Annotated in this window: 13 protein-coding genes; 11 read left to right on the top strand and 2 right to left on the bottom strand. The window is 41.7% G+C overall.

Translation table 11 applies throughout. The features are described from left to right. Positions 1-3 precede the first annotated feature (3 nt). From rnc to pdxJ, 4 genes are read left to right on the top strand one after another with little or no spacing between them, the layout of a single operon-like run. Entirely contained in the window at positions 4-681 is a 678-nt protein-coding gene (gene rnc, locus AC2IOM_RS00720) for a ribonuclease III (RefSeq protein ID WP_010560767.1), read from the top strand. Then, entirely contained in the window at positions 671-1,597 is a 927-nt protein-coding gene (gene era, locus AC2IOM_RS00715) for a GTPase Era (RefSeq protein WP_010560766.1), read from the top strand. The genes rnc and era overlap by 11 nt, the downstream gene beginning before the upstream one ends. 10 nt (positions 1,598-1,607) lie before the next feature. Further along, positions 1,608-2,288 carry a DNA repair protein RecO gene (recO, locus tag AC2IOM_RS00710; RefSeq protein ID WP_486358815.1) on the top strand — a complete coding sequence of 227 codons (681 nt, stop codon included), beginning with the start codon at positions 1,608-1,610 and terminating at the stop codon, positions 2,286-2,288. Between the two features lie 3 nt (positions 2,289-2,291). Continuing rightward, positions 2,292-3,023, top strand: coding sequence for a pyridoxine 5'-phosphate synthase (gene pdxJ / locus AC2IOM_RS00705; protein ID WP_486358814.1), 732 nt, complete (start codon positions 2,292-2,294; stop codon positions 3,021-3,023). 117 nt (positions 3,024-3,140) lie between these two features. On the opposite strand, the gene barA is transcribed toward pdxJ, so the two are convergent. Then, positions 3,141-5,912: a two-component sensor histidine kinase BarA gene (barA, locus tag AC2IOM_RS00700; protein ID WP_486358813.1), complete on the bottom strand. Its 2,772-nt coding sequence runs from the start codon at positions 5,910-5,912 to the stop codon at positions 3,141-3,143. Between the two features lie 91 nt (positions 5,913-6,003). Here barA and rlmD point away from each other — a divergent pair, with 91 nt between their 5' ends. The 5 genes from rlmD to eno all read left to right on the top strand — a co-directional run bounded on the left by rlmD (position 6,004) and on the right by eno (position 13,447). Further along, complete coding sequence (gene rlmD / locus AC2IOM_RS00695) at positions 6,004-7,326, top strand: 23S rRNA (uracil(1939)-C(5))-methyltransferase RlmD (protein WP_486358812.1); 1,323 nt, start codon at positions 6,004-6,006, stop codon at positions 7,324-7,326. A gap of 5 nt (positions 7,327-7,331) precedes the next feature. Beyond that, positions 7,332-9,518 carry a GTP diphosphokinase gene (gene relA / locus AC2IOM_RS00690; protein WP_486358811.1) on the top strand — a complete coding sequence of 729 codons (2,187 nt, stop codon included), beginning with the start codon at positions 7,332-7,334 and terminating at the stop codon, positions 9,516-9,518. After that, positions 9,518-10,309: a nucleoside triphosphate pyrophosphohydrolase gene (gene mazG / locus AC2IOM_RS00685; protein WP_486358810.1), complete on the top strand. Its 792-nt coding sequence runs from the start codon at positions 9,518-9,520 to the stop codon at positions 10,307-10,309. The genes relA and mazG overlap by 1 nt, the downstream gene beginning before the upstream one ends. A gap of 105 nt (positions 10,310-10,414) precedes the next feature. Continuing rightward, entirely contained in the window at positions 10,415-12,049 is a 1,635-nt protein-coding gene (gene pyrG, locus AC2IOM_RS00680; RefSeq protein ID WP_100912894.1) for a CTP synthase, read from the top strand. Positions 12,050-12,154: 105 nt separating this feature from the next. Next, on the top strand, positions 12,155-13,447 hold the full coding sequence (gene eno / locus AC2IOM_RS00675) for a phosphopyruvate hydratase (protein ID WP_010560758.1): 1,293 nt from the start codon (positions 12,155-12,157) through the stop codon (positions 13,445-13,447). A gap of 126 nt (positions 13,448-13,573) precedes the next feature. On the opposite strand, the gene mutH is transcribed toward eno, so the two are convergent. Then, on the bottom strand, positions 13,574-14,251 hold the full coding sequence (mutH, locus tag AC2IOM_RS00670; RefSeq protein ID WP_486358809.1) for a DNA mismatch repair endonuclease MutH: 678 nt from the start codon (positions 14,249-14,251) through the stop codon (positions 13,574-13,576). 421 nt (positions 14,252-14,672) lie between these two features. Here mutH and rppH point away from each other — a divergent pair, with 421 nt between their 5' ends. Both rppH and ptsP read left to right on the top strand, forming a co-directional pair. Beyond that, the gene (rppH, locus tag AC2IOM_RS00665) at positions 14,673-15,182 is read left to right on the top strand and encodes an RNA pyrophosphohydrolase (protein WP_010560756.1); all 510 of its coding nucleotides are present in this window, start codon (positions 14,673-14,675) and stop codon (positions 15,180-15,182) included. Positions 15,183-15,196: 14 nt separating this feature from the next. Continuing rightward, positions 15,197-17,473 carry a phosphoenolpyruvate--protein phosphotransferase gene (gene ptsP / locus AC2IOM_RS00660; protein WP_486358808.1) on the top strand — a complete coding sequence of 759 codons (2,277 nt, stop codon included), beginning with the start codon at positions 15,197-15,199 and terminating at the stop codon, positions 17,471-17,473. Positions 17,474-17,485 lie beyond the last annotated feature (12 nt).

Genomic DNA, 17,485 nt, shown 5'->3' with positions numbered 1-17,485 from the left:
ATAATGACTAAAGACGTAAACTTATTATTTAAGAAGATAGGTTACAGCTTTAACGACGTTCGCTTGCTAGAGCAAGCAATGACCCATAGAAGTTACCGAGGTGCTCACAATGAGCGCCTTGAGTTTTTAGGTGACTCGATTTTGAGCTTCGTTATAGCTGATGCTTTGTATCATCAATTTCCAAAAGCCCGTGAAGGCGATTTAAGCCGTATGCGCTCAACGCTAGTACGCGGTCAAACATTGGCGGAATTTGGTGTGGAATTTGAACTTGGCGATTTTCTTCGCCTTGGTCCGGGTGAGCTGAAAAGCGGTGGTTATCGCCGTGAATCAACGCTTGCTGATGCCGTTGAAGCAATTATAGGTGCTGTATTTTTAGATTCAGACATTGAAACATGTCGTGAATTAGTACTTAACTGGTATCAAACGCGTTTACAAGCAATTACCCCAGGGCATAATCAAAAAGACCCAAAAACCTTGCTACAAGAGTATCTGCAAGCCCGCAAGATCCCTCTGCCTAGCTATAATGTAATTGATACTAAAGGCCAAGCACACAACCAAGTATTTACGGTTGAGTGCTTAATTGAGAATAAACCTCAAGTAGTAGCTAAAGGAAGTTCGCGTCGTAAAGCAGAACAAAAAGCAGCTGAGCTTGCATTGAAGATGATTAAAGATGACGCTTGATAAAGACCTGTTAGATGCGCCAATTGATACTCACTGTGGCATGATTGCCATTGTGGGCCGCCCAAATGTGGGTAAATCAACGCTGTTAAACCGTTTGGTTGAGCAAAAAGTGAGTATTACTTCACGTAAGCCGCAAACTACGCGTCACCGCATTATGGGTATTCATACTGAAGGCAAATACCAAGCCGTGTATGTTGATACTCCAGGTCTTCACAGCGAAGAAAAACGCGCAATTAACCGTTTAATGAACCGCGCTGCATCCAGCTCAATTGGTGACGTGGAACTGATTATCTTTGTGGTTGAAGGTACCCGTTGGACTGACGACGATGAGATGGTACTTACTAAGGTAATGGGCAGTGGCGTGCCTGTCATTCTTGCTATTAACAAAGAAGATAACGTTAAGGAAAAAGAAGAGTTACTACCACATTTGCAGTGGTTAGCAACGAAAGGTAATTTCCTTGATATGATCCCAATTTCAGCAAAGCACGGCAAACGCGTTGAGCAAATCAAACAGCACGTTCATAACACTTTGCCTCAATGTGAATTTTACTTCCCAGAAGATTACGTAACCGATCGCTCAATGCGCTTTTTAGCGGCAGAAGTGATTCGCGAAAAATTAATGCGCTTTATGGGTGACGAGCTACCGTATTCCGTGACTGTTGAAATTGAACAGTTTAAATGGATGGATAACGGCGTTTGGCAAATTAATGGCTTAATTTTGGTTGAGCGCCAAACACAAAAACGCATGGTGATTGGTAATAAAGGCGAAAAGCTTAAAGTAATCGGCCGCGAAGCACGTAAAGATCTTGAAGATATGCTTGATAATAAAGTGTTCTTAGAACTTTGGGTAAAAGTGAAATCAGGTTGGGCTGATGATGAACGCGCACTTCGCAGCTTAGGCTATGGTGAAGACTAAGGCCTAATCAATGCAACACTTTGTGCCAGCTTATTTACTGCATTCACGTCCATTTAGCGACTCGCAGTTAATGTTGGACCTGTTGGTACAAGGTGTTGGTCATCTTCGCTTGTTAGCCCGTATTAAAGGGCGCAACAGCATCAAACAAAAAGCCAATCTGCAACCATTTAGTCGCCTTAGCGTACAATATGTTGGCAAAGGCGATATCAAATACTTAAACCAATACGAACTAGAGAGTCTTGTCGCACTCAAAAATAAAGCCTTGTACTGTGGTTTTTATCTCAATGAATTGACCGCTCGCTTAACACCTATCAATGAACCACTTGATGAAATATATGAGCTGTATCATCAGCATCTAACGCAGTTAGCGAATGATGAAGACTACGAACCCATTTTACGTTCGTTTGAATTTCAATTATTAGAAGCGCTAGGTGTAGGGTTAGATTTTTCTTTTGACGCTCACGGCTCTGAATTGAAAGATGATACGTACTACCAGTATCAAAATGAACTAGGTTGGTTGTCGTTAAAAGGTAGTCGCCGAGGTTTAAGTGGAAAGCAAATACAACAAATTGCATGCTTAGACTTTTCTGATAAGCTAACGCGCACATTAGCAAAACAACTGGCACGCTATTTACTTAATCCGCTTTTAGGGTATAAAAAACTGAAAAGCCGAGAATTATTTGGATCTTAATTTATGAAAGATATTTTATTAGGGGTCAATGTTGACCATATCGCAACGTTAAGACAAGCCCGTGGCACGCAATTTCCAGACCCAGCACATGCAGCAACCGTTGCAGAGCACGCTGGTGCGGATGGTATTACTATTCACTTACGTGAAGACCGCCGTCATATTCAAGACCGTGATGTATATGTAATGGCAAAAACCATTCAAACACGTATGAATTTAGAAATGGCCGTTACCGATGAAATGATAGGTATAGCGCTTGAGGTAAATCCAGAATACGTATGTTTAGTGCCAGAAAAACGTGAAGAGCTTACCACCGAAGGCGGCCTAGATGTAGTTGGCAACGAAGCAAAAATTGCCGATGCAGTTGCAAAACTCAGTGCAGCCGGTATTAAAGTATCGCTGTTTGTTGATGCAATTGAAGCGCAACTTGATGCATGTGCTCGAGTAAAAGCGCCATTCGTTGAAATTCATACCGGCGCGTATGCAGACGCTGAAAACGATAAAGACCGTGATGAAGAACTCGCGCGTATCGCCGCTGGTTGTAAATACGCAGCAGATTTAGGTTTAACCGTAAACGCAGGTCACGGTTTGCATTATCATAATGTAAAACCAATCGCCGCCATTCCAGAAATCTACGAGCTTAATATTGGCCATGCAATTATTGCGCGTGCAGCGATTGATGGCTTAGCAAAAGCGGTTTCAGATATGAAACGCTTAATGCTAGAAGCAAGAATGTAAATTGTGTTTGTCGCTGCTTTTAGAAGCAGCGACATTCCAGCACTTATTCCATTATTTAGAAGAGATTAAACTCACAAGTCCCCGTCAAAATCTTCACTCTACTTTAACAGTAAACTTTTACTCTACATTCTGAATTGCCCCAGCATCTTGCATTAAACTCGATAAACAATCTTGCAGCTCAAATATTTCCGGTTCGATGTCTTTAAGCGCTTGTGCTTGTTTTAACGCGGTTTCGATGGTTTCTGCGAGATCTTTGATTTTGGGCACACCAGTGTAACAACAGGCGCCATGAAATTTATGGATAATACTTAATAGCTCTTTACTGTCATTATCGCCAAAGGCTTCGCTAATTAACTTTTGTGTTTCGGGAATGCTTAGCAGTAACATGCTCAGCATTTCGTTCGCGAGATCTTCTTTTCCGCCAGCGCGTTGTAATGCTAACTGCCAATCAATCATATTGCTCGAAAACGGTGGTTCGCTGCTAATTAACTTGGCAGGTTGTACTTTCGGTTGATAATCTTTTGAACCAAACTCTGCGATGGTTTTCATTAAAATTTCTTCATCGATCGGTTTGGTTAAGTAACTGGTAAAGCCATTGCTTAACAGCGATTCTTTTTCACTAGCAAGGGCATGCGCAGTCACTGCAATAATCGGTGTTTGCTCATTAAGAGACGATTCCAAAATGAGTTTGCATGCGGTTACGCCATCCATAATCGGCATTTGAATATCAAGCAGTATCACATCGTACTTACGGCTTTTTGCAAGGCTAACCGCTTGCGCGCCATTATGTGCGGTATCAAAACTTTCAATTTTGTCGCGTAGTAGTGCACACATTAAGCGCAAGTTAGCATCGTTATCATCCACCACAAGCGCTTTTAATGGCAATGTTTCTTTATCTGTTGCCGGAGTGCTAATAGTTGGGTGATCAAGTCTGTATGGGGCGGCAAGTGTATGGCACAGCTTGCGATGGTTCATTGGCTTTGACAAACACGCATCGGCGCCGGCATTAATCACCACCTCGCGATAGCTATGCGATATGGTATTAACTAATACGTATAGGTAATCACATTTTTCCCGTGCACGCTTAATTAGTTCGCGGCATGCGTGTAGGTCGTTGGGGTCAATGTTCACAGCAAGCAGGCCAATATCAAAATTAAACGCCTGATTTTGCGCTTCTTCCAATTCGCCGAATGTTGCACATGCAGTCATATTTAACTGCCAGCTTTCTAACAATTCTTTGCCGGCTTCAAAGCTGTGTTCAAACGGTTCAAAGAATAACACGCGTTTTTGCTCTAACGGACCAAGTGGTAAATCTACCGCATATTGGTGTTTTGGAATTTCAAGTTCAGCATTAAAGGTAAAGCAACTGCCTTTGCCTAGCGCTGAATTTAAGGAAATTTTACCGCCCATTGCTTCAACTAAGTGTTTGGTAATAATCAAACCTAAACCGGTACCACCAAACTTACGGGTAATGCTGGAATCGGCCTGACCAAACGCCAAAAACAGCGAATCTTGTTTATTGCTATCGATGCCAATGCCGGTGTCTTTGACAGAAATAAGCAGTGCTTGCTTATGGTCGCTTAACATACGGCCGGTTACGTCAATAGTAACACTGCCATTGTCAGTAAACTTAATCGCGTTACTAATAAGGTTGATTAAAATTTGTTTAAAGCGGGTAGGGTCGCCAATCACATGGTCTGAAATCCCATCAGCAACATATAGTGATAATTCAATGTGCTTTTCGTGGGCGTTCGGCGCTAATAAAGTGAGTGCCTCGTTAATGGTGTCGCGCAATTGAAAATGAATATGCTCAAGTTCCATCGCACCCGCTTCAAGCTTAGAGAAATCTAAAATATCACTAATAATTGTGAGCAGGCTTTTAGCCGAAAACTCAATGGTATCGAGGTAATCTTTTTGGTGCTTATTGAGTGGTGTTTTAGATAACTGGCGGGTAAAGCCAATAACACCGTTAAGTGGCGTTCTGAGCTCATGACTCATTTTCGCTAAGAAATCAGATTTAACTTGGTTTGCTCTTTGCGCCTCGCGTTTGGCAAAATTTAGCTTAATATTTTGTGTTTCGTATTGTTCAAGCGTTTCGCGGTAGTCGCTAATGGCTTGGTCGATATGGCGCTGCATTTCATCTTTTTGCGTAACCATATTGGCCGAAATATCATTGAGTCCGCGTCTTAAAATTTCAAACTCGCCTGCCATACGCTCATCGAGACCGGTTTCTAATTCATCACTTTTTAGCTGATCAACTGCAAACACTAATTTTTTGATTGGGTCGCTTAAGCGATTTGAAAAACGAAACGCAATTACTAACGCGATGGCTACGGCTAAACCAATAATCACAATACTAAACAGCAAAGCACTTTGGCGTGCAATTACTGCGCGATCGTTACTAATTTCTACGTTTACATAGGCTTTTACTGGTAAATGTTGGGAAATTAATAAGCTGTCTTGTGACAGTGCGTTTTTATCGAAAATTGGTAGCGAAAACAGAATGCTTTTTTCAAATTGTTTAATATAAAGCTGTTTTGGCAATGCGTTGCCGTTTTCAAATTTAAACTCTTCTATCTCTGGGTAATAGTTACTGGTGAGAATAAGTTCATGATCGGCGTTGAATAATACAATTGATTTTATGAGTGGCGCGTGTTGATTGTGTGTATCGCTAATAACCGACTTTAATTCAACAATATTGTTGCTGTTTAGCGCATGCTCTATGGCTTTTGCCAGCGGTGTGGAAATGGTTTGCCCTTGTTCGGTGAGAAAATCGTTGAGTTCTTGATAGCGAGTTAAGGTAAAATAACTGCCTAGGATAATACCTACCGTTAAGGTGGGTACTAAAGTTAATAGTATTATCCAGTCTCTTAAGCCAAATCTGCTCATCGGGTGCGATTGTTATAATAAATTATTATGACACTGAGTTAAGGTTAAAGACTAAAGCGATATTAGGCAAACAATTTATAGGGTAATCACAGTGGCAAGGTTTTTTAAACCGCAAAAAAAGCAACTTTCAGCAGAGAAACAAACATTAAACATCGACTCAATGAACCATGAAGGGTTAGGTGTAACGCGTAGCAATAAAAAAGTGGCATTTGTTGAAGGGGCAATAACAGGCGAAACTGTTTTAGCTAAACAATTGGCGAATAAAAGTAAGTTCGAAAAATACCAAACAGTAAAAGTGATTACGCCAAGCGAGCATCGCGTTGCGCCATTTTGCCAACATTACGGTCAATGTGGCGGTTGCCAATTGCAGCATTTAGAAGTTGCTCAGCAAGTAATTGAAAAACAGGCCGCAGTAACTAAATTGTTTGAAAAATTCGCCGAGGTAAATAATTTACCTTGGTGTGATGCGCTAGCAAGCAACCCGACTCATTATCGTCGTAGTGGCCGTATTGCGGTGATTTACGATAAGCAAAAAGATAACTTTTTGGTTGGCTACAGACAAAAGCAATCAAAGAAAATCATTAATATCGAACGCTGCGACGTGCTCGTTAAACCTTGGCAATCGGTTTTTACCGAAATACGTAACTTGCTCCCAGAGTTGAAGGCAGGTGATGCGATTTCACATTTGCAATTGTGTTCGGTGCAAAGCGGTAACTATTTAATTGTGCGCCATACTAAGCCGCTTAAAGATAGCGATATTGCAAAGCTCCAGCGTATTTGTCATGAAAATGATTGGCAGTTGGTGCTAAATAGTGAAAAAGGTACTTTTACAGGCGATGAATTACCTTGCTACCAGTTGGATGATTATCAATTAACCTTGTTTTTTGGTTTTGATAACTTTATTCAAGTCAATGCCGAGATTAATCAAGCCATGATTAAACAGGCACTTACGTGGCTGAACCTCACTAAACAAGACAATGTACTCGACTTATTCTGCGGTGTTGGTAATTTTACCTTACCACTTGCAACACAATCGAATAGTGTTGTTGGGGTGGAAGGGGTCGCTTCAGCAATTAAGCTTGCCAAACGCAACGCAGCACATAACCAACTAACCAATATCGATTTCTATTGCCAAGATTTAACTGAAAATATTAAGTCGCAAGACTGGTTTAATCGTGAGTATTCGGTACTATTGCTAGACCCATCGCGTATGGGGGCGTTTGATATTCTAACTCAACTTAAATTAAAGCGTTTTTCTCGTATACTTTACGTTGCATGTGATCCAGTAACCATGGCACGTGACAGCAAGCTTTTAATTAACGCGGGCTTTAAGGTGAGTAAAATTTCATTGATGAATATGTTTCCTAATACGTCCCATATTGAAACGATGGCGTTGTTTGAAAAGGAGAATTAATAGACATGGTATCCATTAGGCAATCGCACTTACTTGCTAATCTAGAGGGCTTTCAAGCGTGGCTAGAGATGTTGGCCTTAAGCGACGATAAGCAACAGCAGCTTGAGCGTGCTTATGATTATTGCCTAGCATATTGCGAGCAAAAAAAATTAGACGACGAATTTGAAAGCAGTTTGCCTGCTAGCAAAGAAATTGTCGAAATTCTTGCAGAGCTTAATATGGATGCCGAAACCTTGTTAACCGCATTTCTAACGCCGCTTTATTTAAACGGCAAGCTCGATAAAGAACACTTAAGCAAGCATTTTTCAAGATCAGTTGTAGAACTTTTAAAAGGTGTTGAACAAATGGCGGCGCTCGGTGCGCTAAGCTTCCAGGGCAAAGGCAGTACGCAAATTGATAATATTCGCCGTATGCTATTGGCAATGGTGGAAGATGTGCGCGCTGTGGTAATAAAACTCGCGCAGCAAGTGTGTTTATTGCGCGAACTAAAAAACGCCTCTGAAGAAGAGCGGGTAATTGCCGCCAAAGAAACGGACAACATCTTTGCACCACTGGCGAACCGTTTGGGTATTGGTCAATTAAAGTGGGAGCTTGAAGATCTTTCACTGCGTTACCTTCATCCAGAAAAATACAAGGAAATCGCTAAATTACTCGATGATAAGCGCATTGCGCGTGAAAGTTACATGAGCAATATGGTGGCATTAGTAAAAGCTAAGCTTGCTGAGTCAGGTATTGAAGCTGAAGTTTACGGTCGACCGAAACACATTTACAGCATCTATAAAAAGATGCAAAACAAAAATTACGAGTTTGATCAGCTATTTGATATTCGCGCCATGCGCGTAGTGGTTAACGAATTACAAGATTGCTATGCAGCGCTAGGTATTGTGCATACTAACTGGCGTCATCTCAATAAAGAGTTTGATGATTACATTGCCACACCAAAAGCTAATGGCTACCAATCTATTCACACGGTTGTATTTGGACCCGAAGGCAAAACTGTTGAGATTCAAATTCGCACCCAAGCGATGCACCAAGATGCAGAGCTTGGGGTTGCCGCGCACTGGCTTTATAAAGAAGGTTCATTGCCAGGTAAAAATTCAGGTTACGAACAAAAAATCAGTTGGCTAAGAAAGTTACTACAGTGGCAAGAAGAAGTTGTCGACGACGAAGAGTTTGCTGAAGAGCTTAAAAACCAAGTTGTGGAAGACCGTGTATACGTATTTACGCCGCGCGGCGATATTCTCGACTTACCAAAGGGCGCGACACCGCTTGATTTTGCTTATTACATTCACTCGAATGTTGGACACCGCTGTATTGGTGCAAAAGTGTTCGGCAAAATTGTGCCGTTTACTCATGAGCTTCACACTGGCGACCAAGTTGAAATTCTTACGCAGAAAGAACCTAATCCAAGTCGTGATTGGCTAAACCCATCTTTAGGGTATGTAAAATCGTCACGCGCACGCTCTAAAATTCATCACTGGTTTAAGCAACAAGACCGCGATAAAAACCTTGCCGCTGGTAAAGAAATTTTGGATGCGGAACTTGCTAAACTGAGTTTGCAAACCAAAGACTTAAAACCTGCATTGACGCGTTTTAACTTGAATTCGATAGAAGATTTACAAGTTGCGGTTGGTGCTGCGGATGTGCGCATAAACCAGCTGATTAACTTTTTACAAAATAAACATCTACCGCAAGATGATGAGCTACCCAAGTTCCGTAAATCAACAAAACCACGCAAAGGCGATAAAAACGGTATTGTTGTTGATGGTGTAGGCAGTTTATTGAGCCATGTTGCCAAGTGTTGTGAGCCAGTGCCGGGCGATAGCGTACAAGGTTTTATAACTCAAGGGCGCGGCATTGCAGTGCATCGTAGTGACTGTGAGCAGTTAGAACATTTACGAAGCCAATTTCCTGAGCGTTTTATTGATGTGAGTTGGGCCGATGAAGTGTGTGAGCACTATGCGGTAACGATTCGCATTGAAGCAAACGATCGCCAAGGGTTAATGCGTGATATCTCGTCAGTGCTTGCTAACGAGAAAACCAATGTGCTGAATATGAATCTGCAAACCAATAATGCGCGTCAAACCGCGATTTTTGAAATGAAGATTGAAATCAACAATATCGAGCAGATGAATAAACTGTTAGTTAAGCTATCGCAAGTTGATGGCGTTTTTTCGGCGGTAAGAACCTAATGAGTCAAAGTCATAATATTGAAATTCTGCTTAATATAATGAGCAAACTGCGTGACCCCGATGGTGGTTGCCCTTGGGACTTGCAACAAGATTTTGCCTCAATTGTGCCGCACACTCTTGAAGAGGCCTATGAAGTAGCCGATTGCATTGAGCGAGAGGATTTGCTTGAACTTAAAGATGAGTTGGGTGATTTACTGTTTCAAATTATCTTTTATGCCCAACTTGGCAAAGAGCAGCAGTTATTTAACTTTGACGATATTGTTGCGGCCATTTGCGATAAATTAGTGCGCCGCCACCCTCATGTATTTGCCAATCAAGAGGTATTTTCTGAAGCGCAGTTAAAAGCGAATTGGGAAGAGCAAAAAGCGGCTGAGCGTAAACAAAAGTCAAAAACGAATACCCTCGATGATATCCCACATGGATTACCAGCGTTGACTCGCGCGCAAAAAATTCAAAAACGAGTTGCCAGTGTTGGCTTTGATTGGCCATCAGTCAAAGGCGCGCTTGATAAAGTAGAAGAAGAGTTTCAAGAAGTACGCGAAGAGTTAGAATCACACGGGCCAGATGAAAAGTTAGCTGAAGAGTTGGGGGATTTACTGTTTGCTTTAGTAAATGTAATTCGCCATTCAGGGTTTAACGCTGAGCAGGTACTGCGTAACGCTAATAATAAGTTTGTAAGGCGTTTTAATTCAGTTGAATTAACCATTACGAAATCAAAACCAATTAAAGAAGCAAGCCTTGAAGAAATGGAAGCGGTTTGGCAGCGTGTTAAAAAGCTTGAGAAAGCGTAAATTTCATTTGAGCAAAATGGCAACTTTTAGTATAATGTTTTCCCGTCTTGTTGATTGCCTTTAACGGCAATATTGTCTATTAATTCCTGACATCTTAGGGTTCACATGAATACAAAATTTATCTTCGTTACAGGCGGGGTCGTTTCCTCCTTGGGTAAAGGTATTGCTGCAGCATCATTGGCTGCAATTTTAGAAGCGCGCGGTCTAAACGTAACGATTCTAAAGCTTGATCCTTACATTAATGTTGATCCTGGCACTATGAGCCCTATTCAGCACGGTGAAGTATTTGTTACTGAAGACGGTGCTGAAACTGACCTAGACTTAGGTCACTATGAGCGTTTTATTCGCACTAAAATGACCAAGCGTAACAACTTTACGCAGGGTCGTGTATTTGAAGACGTATTACGTCGTGAGCGTCGTGGTGAATTCCTTGGCGCAACTATTCAAGTTATTCCACATATTACAAACGATATCAAACGCCGTGTACTGGATGGTGCAGAAGGTTATGATGTTGCTATCGTTGAAGTTGGTGGCACGGTAGGTGATATTGAATCACAACCTTTCCTTGAAGCATTACGTCAACTGGGTACTGAGCTTGGCCGTGAAGCTGCATTATATATGCACTTAACACTAGTGCCTTTCCTTGGTGCTGCAGGCGAAGTGAAAACCAAACCAACACAACACTCAGTAAAAGAGTTACGTTCGATTGGTATTCAGCCTGATATTCTTATTTGTCGTTCAGATCGCCAAATTCCTGCGAATGAGCGTGCGAAGATTGCGTTATTTACAAACGTAGAAGAAAAAGCGGTTATCTCATTAAAAGATGTCGACAGCATTTATAAAATTCCTGCGCTTCTTAAATCGCAAGGTCTTGACGATTTAGTATGTCGTCGTTTCCACATTGAAAGACCTGAAGCGGATCTTGCTGAGTGGGAGCAAGTTTTATATCAAGAGTCTAATCCAAACGGTGAAGTAACGATTGGTATGGTTGGTAAATACATTGAATTACCAGATGCCTACAAATCAGTTAACGAAGCACTTAAGCATGCAGGCCTTAAAAACCGCGTAACGGTTAATATTAAGTATGTAGACTCACAAGACGTTGAAACAAAAGGCGTTGAGATGCTTGCGGGCCTTGACGGTATCTTAGTACCGGGTGGTTTTGGTGGTCGTGGTGTTGAAGGTAAGATTTTAACTGCACAATACGCACGTGAAAACAAAGTACCATACCTAGGTATTTGTTTAGGTATGCAGGTTGCTTTAATTGAATTTGCACGAAATGTTGCTGGCCTTGAAGGCGCAAATTCATCAGAATTCGATGCAGACGCTGAACATAAAGTAATTGGCTTAATTACTGAGTGGTTAGATAAAGAAGGTAACGTTGAACAGCGTTCTGAAGAGTCTGACCTTGGCGGGACAATGCGTTTAGGTTCGCAAAAGTGTCACTTAGTTGAAGGCACTAAAGCGCGTGAAGTATACGGCGCGCCAGAAATCTTCGAACGTCACCGTCACAGATATGAAGTGAATAACCACTACGTAGAACAACTTGAGAAAGCTGGCTTGGTGTTCTCTGGCTTATCAGAAGATAAGAAGCTAGTAGAAATGATTGAGCATCCGAACCACCCGTGGTTTGTAGCAGCTCAGTTCCACCCTGAGTTTACCTCAGGACCTCGCGATGGCCACCGTTTATTTGAAGGCTTCGTGGGTGCAGCATACGCGCAACAAAAAGACGAAAATTAATTACTAAGCCGTGACCTGTGTCGCGGCTTTTTTATTTTAACTGCCTGTGATTTTGAACCCTTCGCAGGCTTAGCACAACAACCTTTATGGGAAAGAGGATATAAGATGTCTGAAATCGTAAAAGTCATTGGTCGTGAAGTAATGGATTCACGTGGTAACCCAACTGTTGAAGCTGAAGTACATTTAGCAAACGGCATTTGGGGTCGTGCATGTGCACCATCGGGCGCATCAACGGGTACCCGCGAAGCACTAGAACTTCGTGATGGTGACAAGAGCCGTTACTTAGGTAAAGGTGTTTTAAATGCGGTGAATTTCATCAATGGTCCAATCGCTGACGCTTTAATCGGCAAAAACTCTCACCAGCAAAAAGACATTGATGGCATCATGATTGATCTTGATGGCACAGAAAACAAAGAAAAACTGGGCGCGAACGCGATTCTAGCTGTTTCTCTTGCAAACGCTAAAGCAGCAGCACAAGACAAAGGCCAAGAGTTATTCGAACACATTGCAGAACTAAACGGTACACCGGGCAAGTTCTCAATGCCAGTACCTATGATGAACATCATCAACGGTGGTGAGCACGCGGATAACAACGTAGACATTCAAGAGTTCATGGTTCAGCCAGTAGGCGCACCTAACTTTAAAGAAGCACTTCGTATGGGTGCAGAAATCTTCCACAGCCTGAAGAAAGTACTTAGTGCACGTGGCCTAAACACAGCTGTTGGTGATGAAGGTGGTTTTGCACCTAACTTATCATCTAACGAAGAAGCACTTGCTGTAATCGTTGAAGCGGTTGAAGCTGCTGGCTACAAAATGAATGAAGATGTAACGCTTGCGCTAGACTGTGCTTCATCTGAATTTTACACAGACGGAAAGTACGACCTGAAAGGTGAAGGAAAAGTATTCGATTCAGAGGGTTTTGCTGACTTCCTAGCGGATCTTTCTGCACGTTACCCAATTGTGTCAATTGAAGACGGCTTAGACGAAAGCGACTGGGCAGGTTGGAAAGTACTAACCGATAAGATCGGCGACAAAGTACAGCTAGTTGGTGACGATTTATTCGTAACCAATACTAAGATCTTAAAGCGTGGTATTGATGAAAAGATTGGTAACTCAATCTTAATCAAATTCAACCAAATCGGTTCACTTACAGAAACACTTGAAGCAATTCAAATGGCGCATGAAGCTGGCTTTACAGCAGTTATCTCACACCGTTCAGGTGAAACTGAAGATGCAACTATTGCTGATTTAGCTGTGGGTACTGCGGCAGGCCAAATTAAGACTGGTTCACTGTGTCGTTCTGACCGTGTTGCTAAGTACAACCAACTTCTTCGTATCGAAGAAAAGCTAGCTGAAAAAGCGATTTACAATGGTCGTAGCGAAATTAAAGGTCAGTAATTGACACTTAATTTGTAGCTGAAAAAAACCGCTGTTTTGCAGCGGTTTTTTTATTTTGTAGGTTTCAGGTTTCAGGTTTCAGATTTCAGATTTTCTCTCTTAATCTTGAACTCTAAACGCTTTCTTTTACCCAGCACCAAACTGTTCGGCTAATATTTGCCGGGTAAATTCTGTTTTTAAATAATACCCCCGTGGCAAGGTCATAATTTCTTTGCCATTAGGTCCAATAGCTTGGGTAAGTGCTTTGCTATTGGCTGCTTTTGGGCGCAGTTGCAGTACTTGACCAAAATGACCGTTAATCTGTTCAATGTTGCCAAGCGCAATCATCTCGGTCAGTTCTTCCCAGTCTTTTTTTAGCTGTGTCTCTTGCAACGCACTTGGTTGCCATAAAAAACCATTGCCAATAATGCGGTCTGTTGGTGCTAGGTCGCGCTCTGATAAAATCGGTAACCATAAAACATGCGCCAGCTTTTTTTTCACAACTGAGTTTTGCCACGTTACACCGTGTAAATTGGTAAGCGGTGTAATTGACACATAAGTTGTTTCTAACGGTTTGCCACTGTATGAAATGGGTAATGTTTTAAGTTCTATACCTAAATTCTCAAAGTCAGGTTCAGGCTTTGAAGCTGCGGTCGCGCCCAACACATATTCAATAAGTTGGCCTATCCAGCCTTTTTCTCTTAATAAGTTTTCCGGTGTGTTGAATGCATAGCTTGCTGCTACTTCTCCTAACGTTAAACCAGCGATATCGTTAACGCGCGTCATAAGTTCAGAGGTGCTAGCAGGTGGTAAGGGTTTATTCATACAGTAAGCGCGATAAATTAAAATCGCAGTTTAGCAAATTTACCGATTACGGATAACCTTAAAGGATTGTTTTATTTGGTTATAAAATGCACTGCTTTTTGAGTGTGCCTATTTTATTGTGATTAACTCGCTTAATTGACTGATATATAAAGAAATATTTTTTATGGTGTTGTGGTTTTACCAACTGCTCTGCTGTATTTATGCACTAAATACACAAATATAAACAATGTTATCCACAGAATCTGTGGAGAAGTGTGCTTTTTGAAGAGATGATTGTGGATTTGTTTGAGAAATGTGCGTTTATTTTTAGTTTTATTCACAACTTGTGGGTAACCTGAGTATATGCTGGTTTTTCATTTGCTGTTAGATACGGATTATGGAACAATCGAGCTATATTAAGAATTAAAAGAGGCACATGCGGGTGATAGATGCCGAAGGGTTCCGTGCCAACGTTGGAATAGTTATTTGTAATAATCAGGGACAGGTATTTTGGGCTAGACGTTATGGTCAACACTCGTGGCAATTTCCACAAGGTGGAGTTGACCAAGGTGAAACTGCCGAGCAAACCATGTACCGAGAACTGAATGAGGAAGTTGGATTAAAACCCGAAGACGTTGAAATCATTGCAAGCTCTAAACACTGGTTACGTTATAAGTTACCAAAGCGTTTAATTCGCCGAGATTCAAGTCCAGTGTGTATTGGTCAAAAGCAAAAATGGTTTTTACTTAAATTACGCTGTCCCGATGAAGACGTTGATTTGTCTAAAACCAATCATCCTGAATTTGATGATTGGCGCTGGGTCAGTTACTGGTATCCAGTACGCCAAGTTGTTTCGTTTAAACGAGATGTTTACCGCCGCGTTATGAAAGAGTTTGCACCTCATGCAATGCCATTTCATAAAAAAGACCAAGGCTGGCGGAACAGGCGCTAATTAATGAGGTAACTGTGCTTACAGCATTACGAGAAATCGCACAAAAAGTGTCGCAGCAAAGTAATTTGAAAGCGGCGCTTGAGTGTTTTGTTTCAAGTGTTAAAAGCACTATGAAAACACAGTGCTGCTCGGTCTATTTTGCTGATTATGCACAAGACGCATTTGTTTTGATGGCAACAGATGGTCTTAACCCTAAAGCGGTTGGTGAATTTAGAATTGGTTTCACCGAAGGTTTAGTTGGGTTAGTTGCCCAGCGCGAAGAAGCCATCAACCTTGCTTTTGCAAAATCCCACCCAAGATTCAAACTTGCACCTGAAGTTGACGAAGAAAACTATAACGCGTTTTTAGCAGTACCGATTGTGCATCAAGGCAAGATCCTCGGTGTTATCGTGGTGCAGCAACAACTCGCAAGAGTTTTCAGTCAAGATGAAGAGTCTTTTTTAGTTACCTTATCAGCTCAATTGGCAGCGCAGTTAGCGAATGCGGAAATCCAGCATTTACTCGAATTTAGTGAATCTGAGCAAAAGACTACCTGTTTAAAAGGATTAAGCTCAGCCCCAGGCATCGCACTTGGTAAAGCCTATGTGATGGCGCCAAGTATCGATTTTAGTCAATTAGAGTTGATGAAATGCGACGCTCATAGCGAACAAATTCGACTTTTCCACCACGCAGTTATAACCACGCGTAAAGAGTTTCGCCGCATGGCTGCGCAACTTGATAGCGATCTTGGTCAAGAAACGTTGGCGGTGTTTACCGTTTATGAACAACTGCTTGAAGCAAAGAGTTTAGGCGACCAAGTTGAAGCTAAAATTTATGAAGGCTGGTGTGCTAAAAGTGCATTAAAGTTAGTGATTGAAGGCTTGGTTGCTCAATTTATGGCAATGCAAGATACCTACATTCGTGAACGCGCCATTGATATTCAAGATATTGGTATTCGCGTATTACATCATTTGCTTAACAGTGAATATAAAAAGCATCATTTTGATGCGCCAATTATTTTGGTCGCCGATACCATAACGCCTACTATGCTTGCGGAAATTCCAAGAGAGATGTTAGCAGGGGTAGTGAGCATCAGTGGTGCGGCAAACTCACATGCGTCTATTTTGACGCGTGCAATGGGTATTCCCGCAATTTGGGGGTTATCTGGCTTACCGATTTCCCATGTGGCAGATAAGTTTTTAATTTTAGATGCGTATGCTGGCCGTGTTTATATTTCGCCCACCAAAGCGCTTATAAGCGAATATGCTAAGTTAAAGCGAGAAGATGCGCGTTTACACGATGCGTTTGATGCCGAGTATCAGCTTGAGGCGGTTACGCTTGATGGGGAAGAAATAAGCTTATATGCCAATACTGGGCTTGAAGTTTCAAATGATCTGATAAATGCCAAATATTTGGATGGCATAGGTTTATACCGTACCGAAGCCTGGTTTATGCAACAAAATGCATTTCCAAGTTTGGCAGAACAAGAAGCCTGGTATCGAGAGATACTAGCTGCCTATCACCCGTCGCCTGTGACCATGCGTACCTTGGATATTGGTGGTGATAAATGCTTAAGCTATTTTAGTTTCTCGGAAGAAAACCCATTTTTAGGATGGCGTGGTATTCGTATTAGTTTAGATCACCCTGAACTGTTTTTAGAGCAAGTAAAAGCCATGCTGAAAGCCAATATGGGGCTTGGTAATTTAAAAATTATGTTGCCTATGGTGGCTGACGTAAATGAGGTGGAGTCATCAAAGCGCCTTATTCAACAAGCCTTTTTTGAGTTGCAAGATGAGTGGCTTCCTGAGCAAGGAAAGTTAGAAATGCCACAAGTAGGTATTATGCTTGAGGTACCTTCGAGTGTTTATTTATTACCTGAGTGGGCTAAGTGCGTTGATTTTTGCTCGGTGGGAAGTAATGACTTAACGCAATATATGCTGGCGGTTGATAGAACTAACGCACGCGTTGCTAATTTATTTGACAGCTACCATCCTGCAATTTTAAGAGTGTTAAATGATATTGCCATTCAATGCATTGACTATGAATTGCCTTTTAGTTTGTGTGGTGAGCTGGCTGCCGACCCTGAAGGCGCGCTGTTGTTAGTGGCTATGGGTTATCGTGATTTAAGTATGAGTCCAAGCGCGATTAATAAAGTGAAATACGTATTACGACGCTTAAACGCCAGCGATATGGAACAACTGTTAGTAACCTGTCTGGCGGCAAAAAACGCAAAACAAGTGCATCGGTTATTAAGGGAATTTATAATTCATCACAAATTAAGCCAAATTCTGTATACTAGCGCAGTCCACTAAAACTTAGGTTGT

It is taken from the genome of Pseudoalteromonas sp. NS-SX12 (genome assembly GCF_057367955.1).
This window is presented reverse-complemented; position numbering and strand designations above follow the sequence as displayed.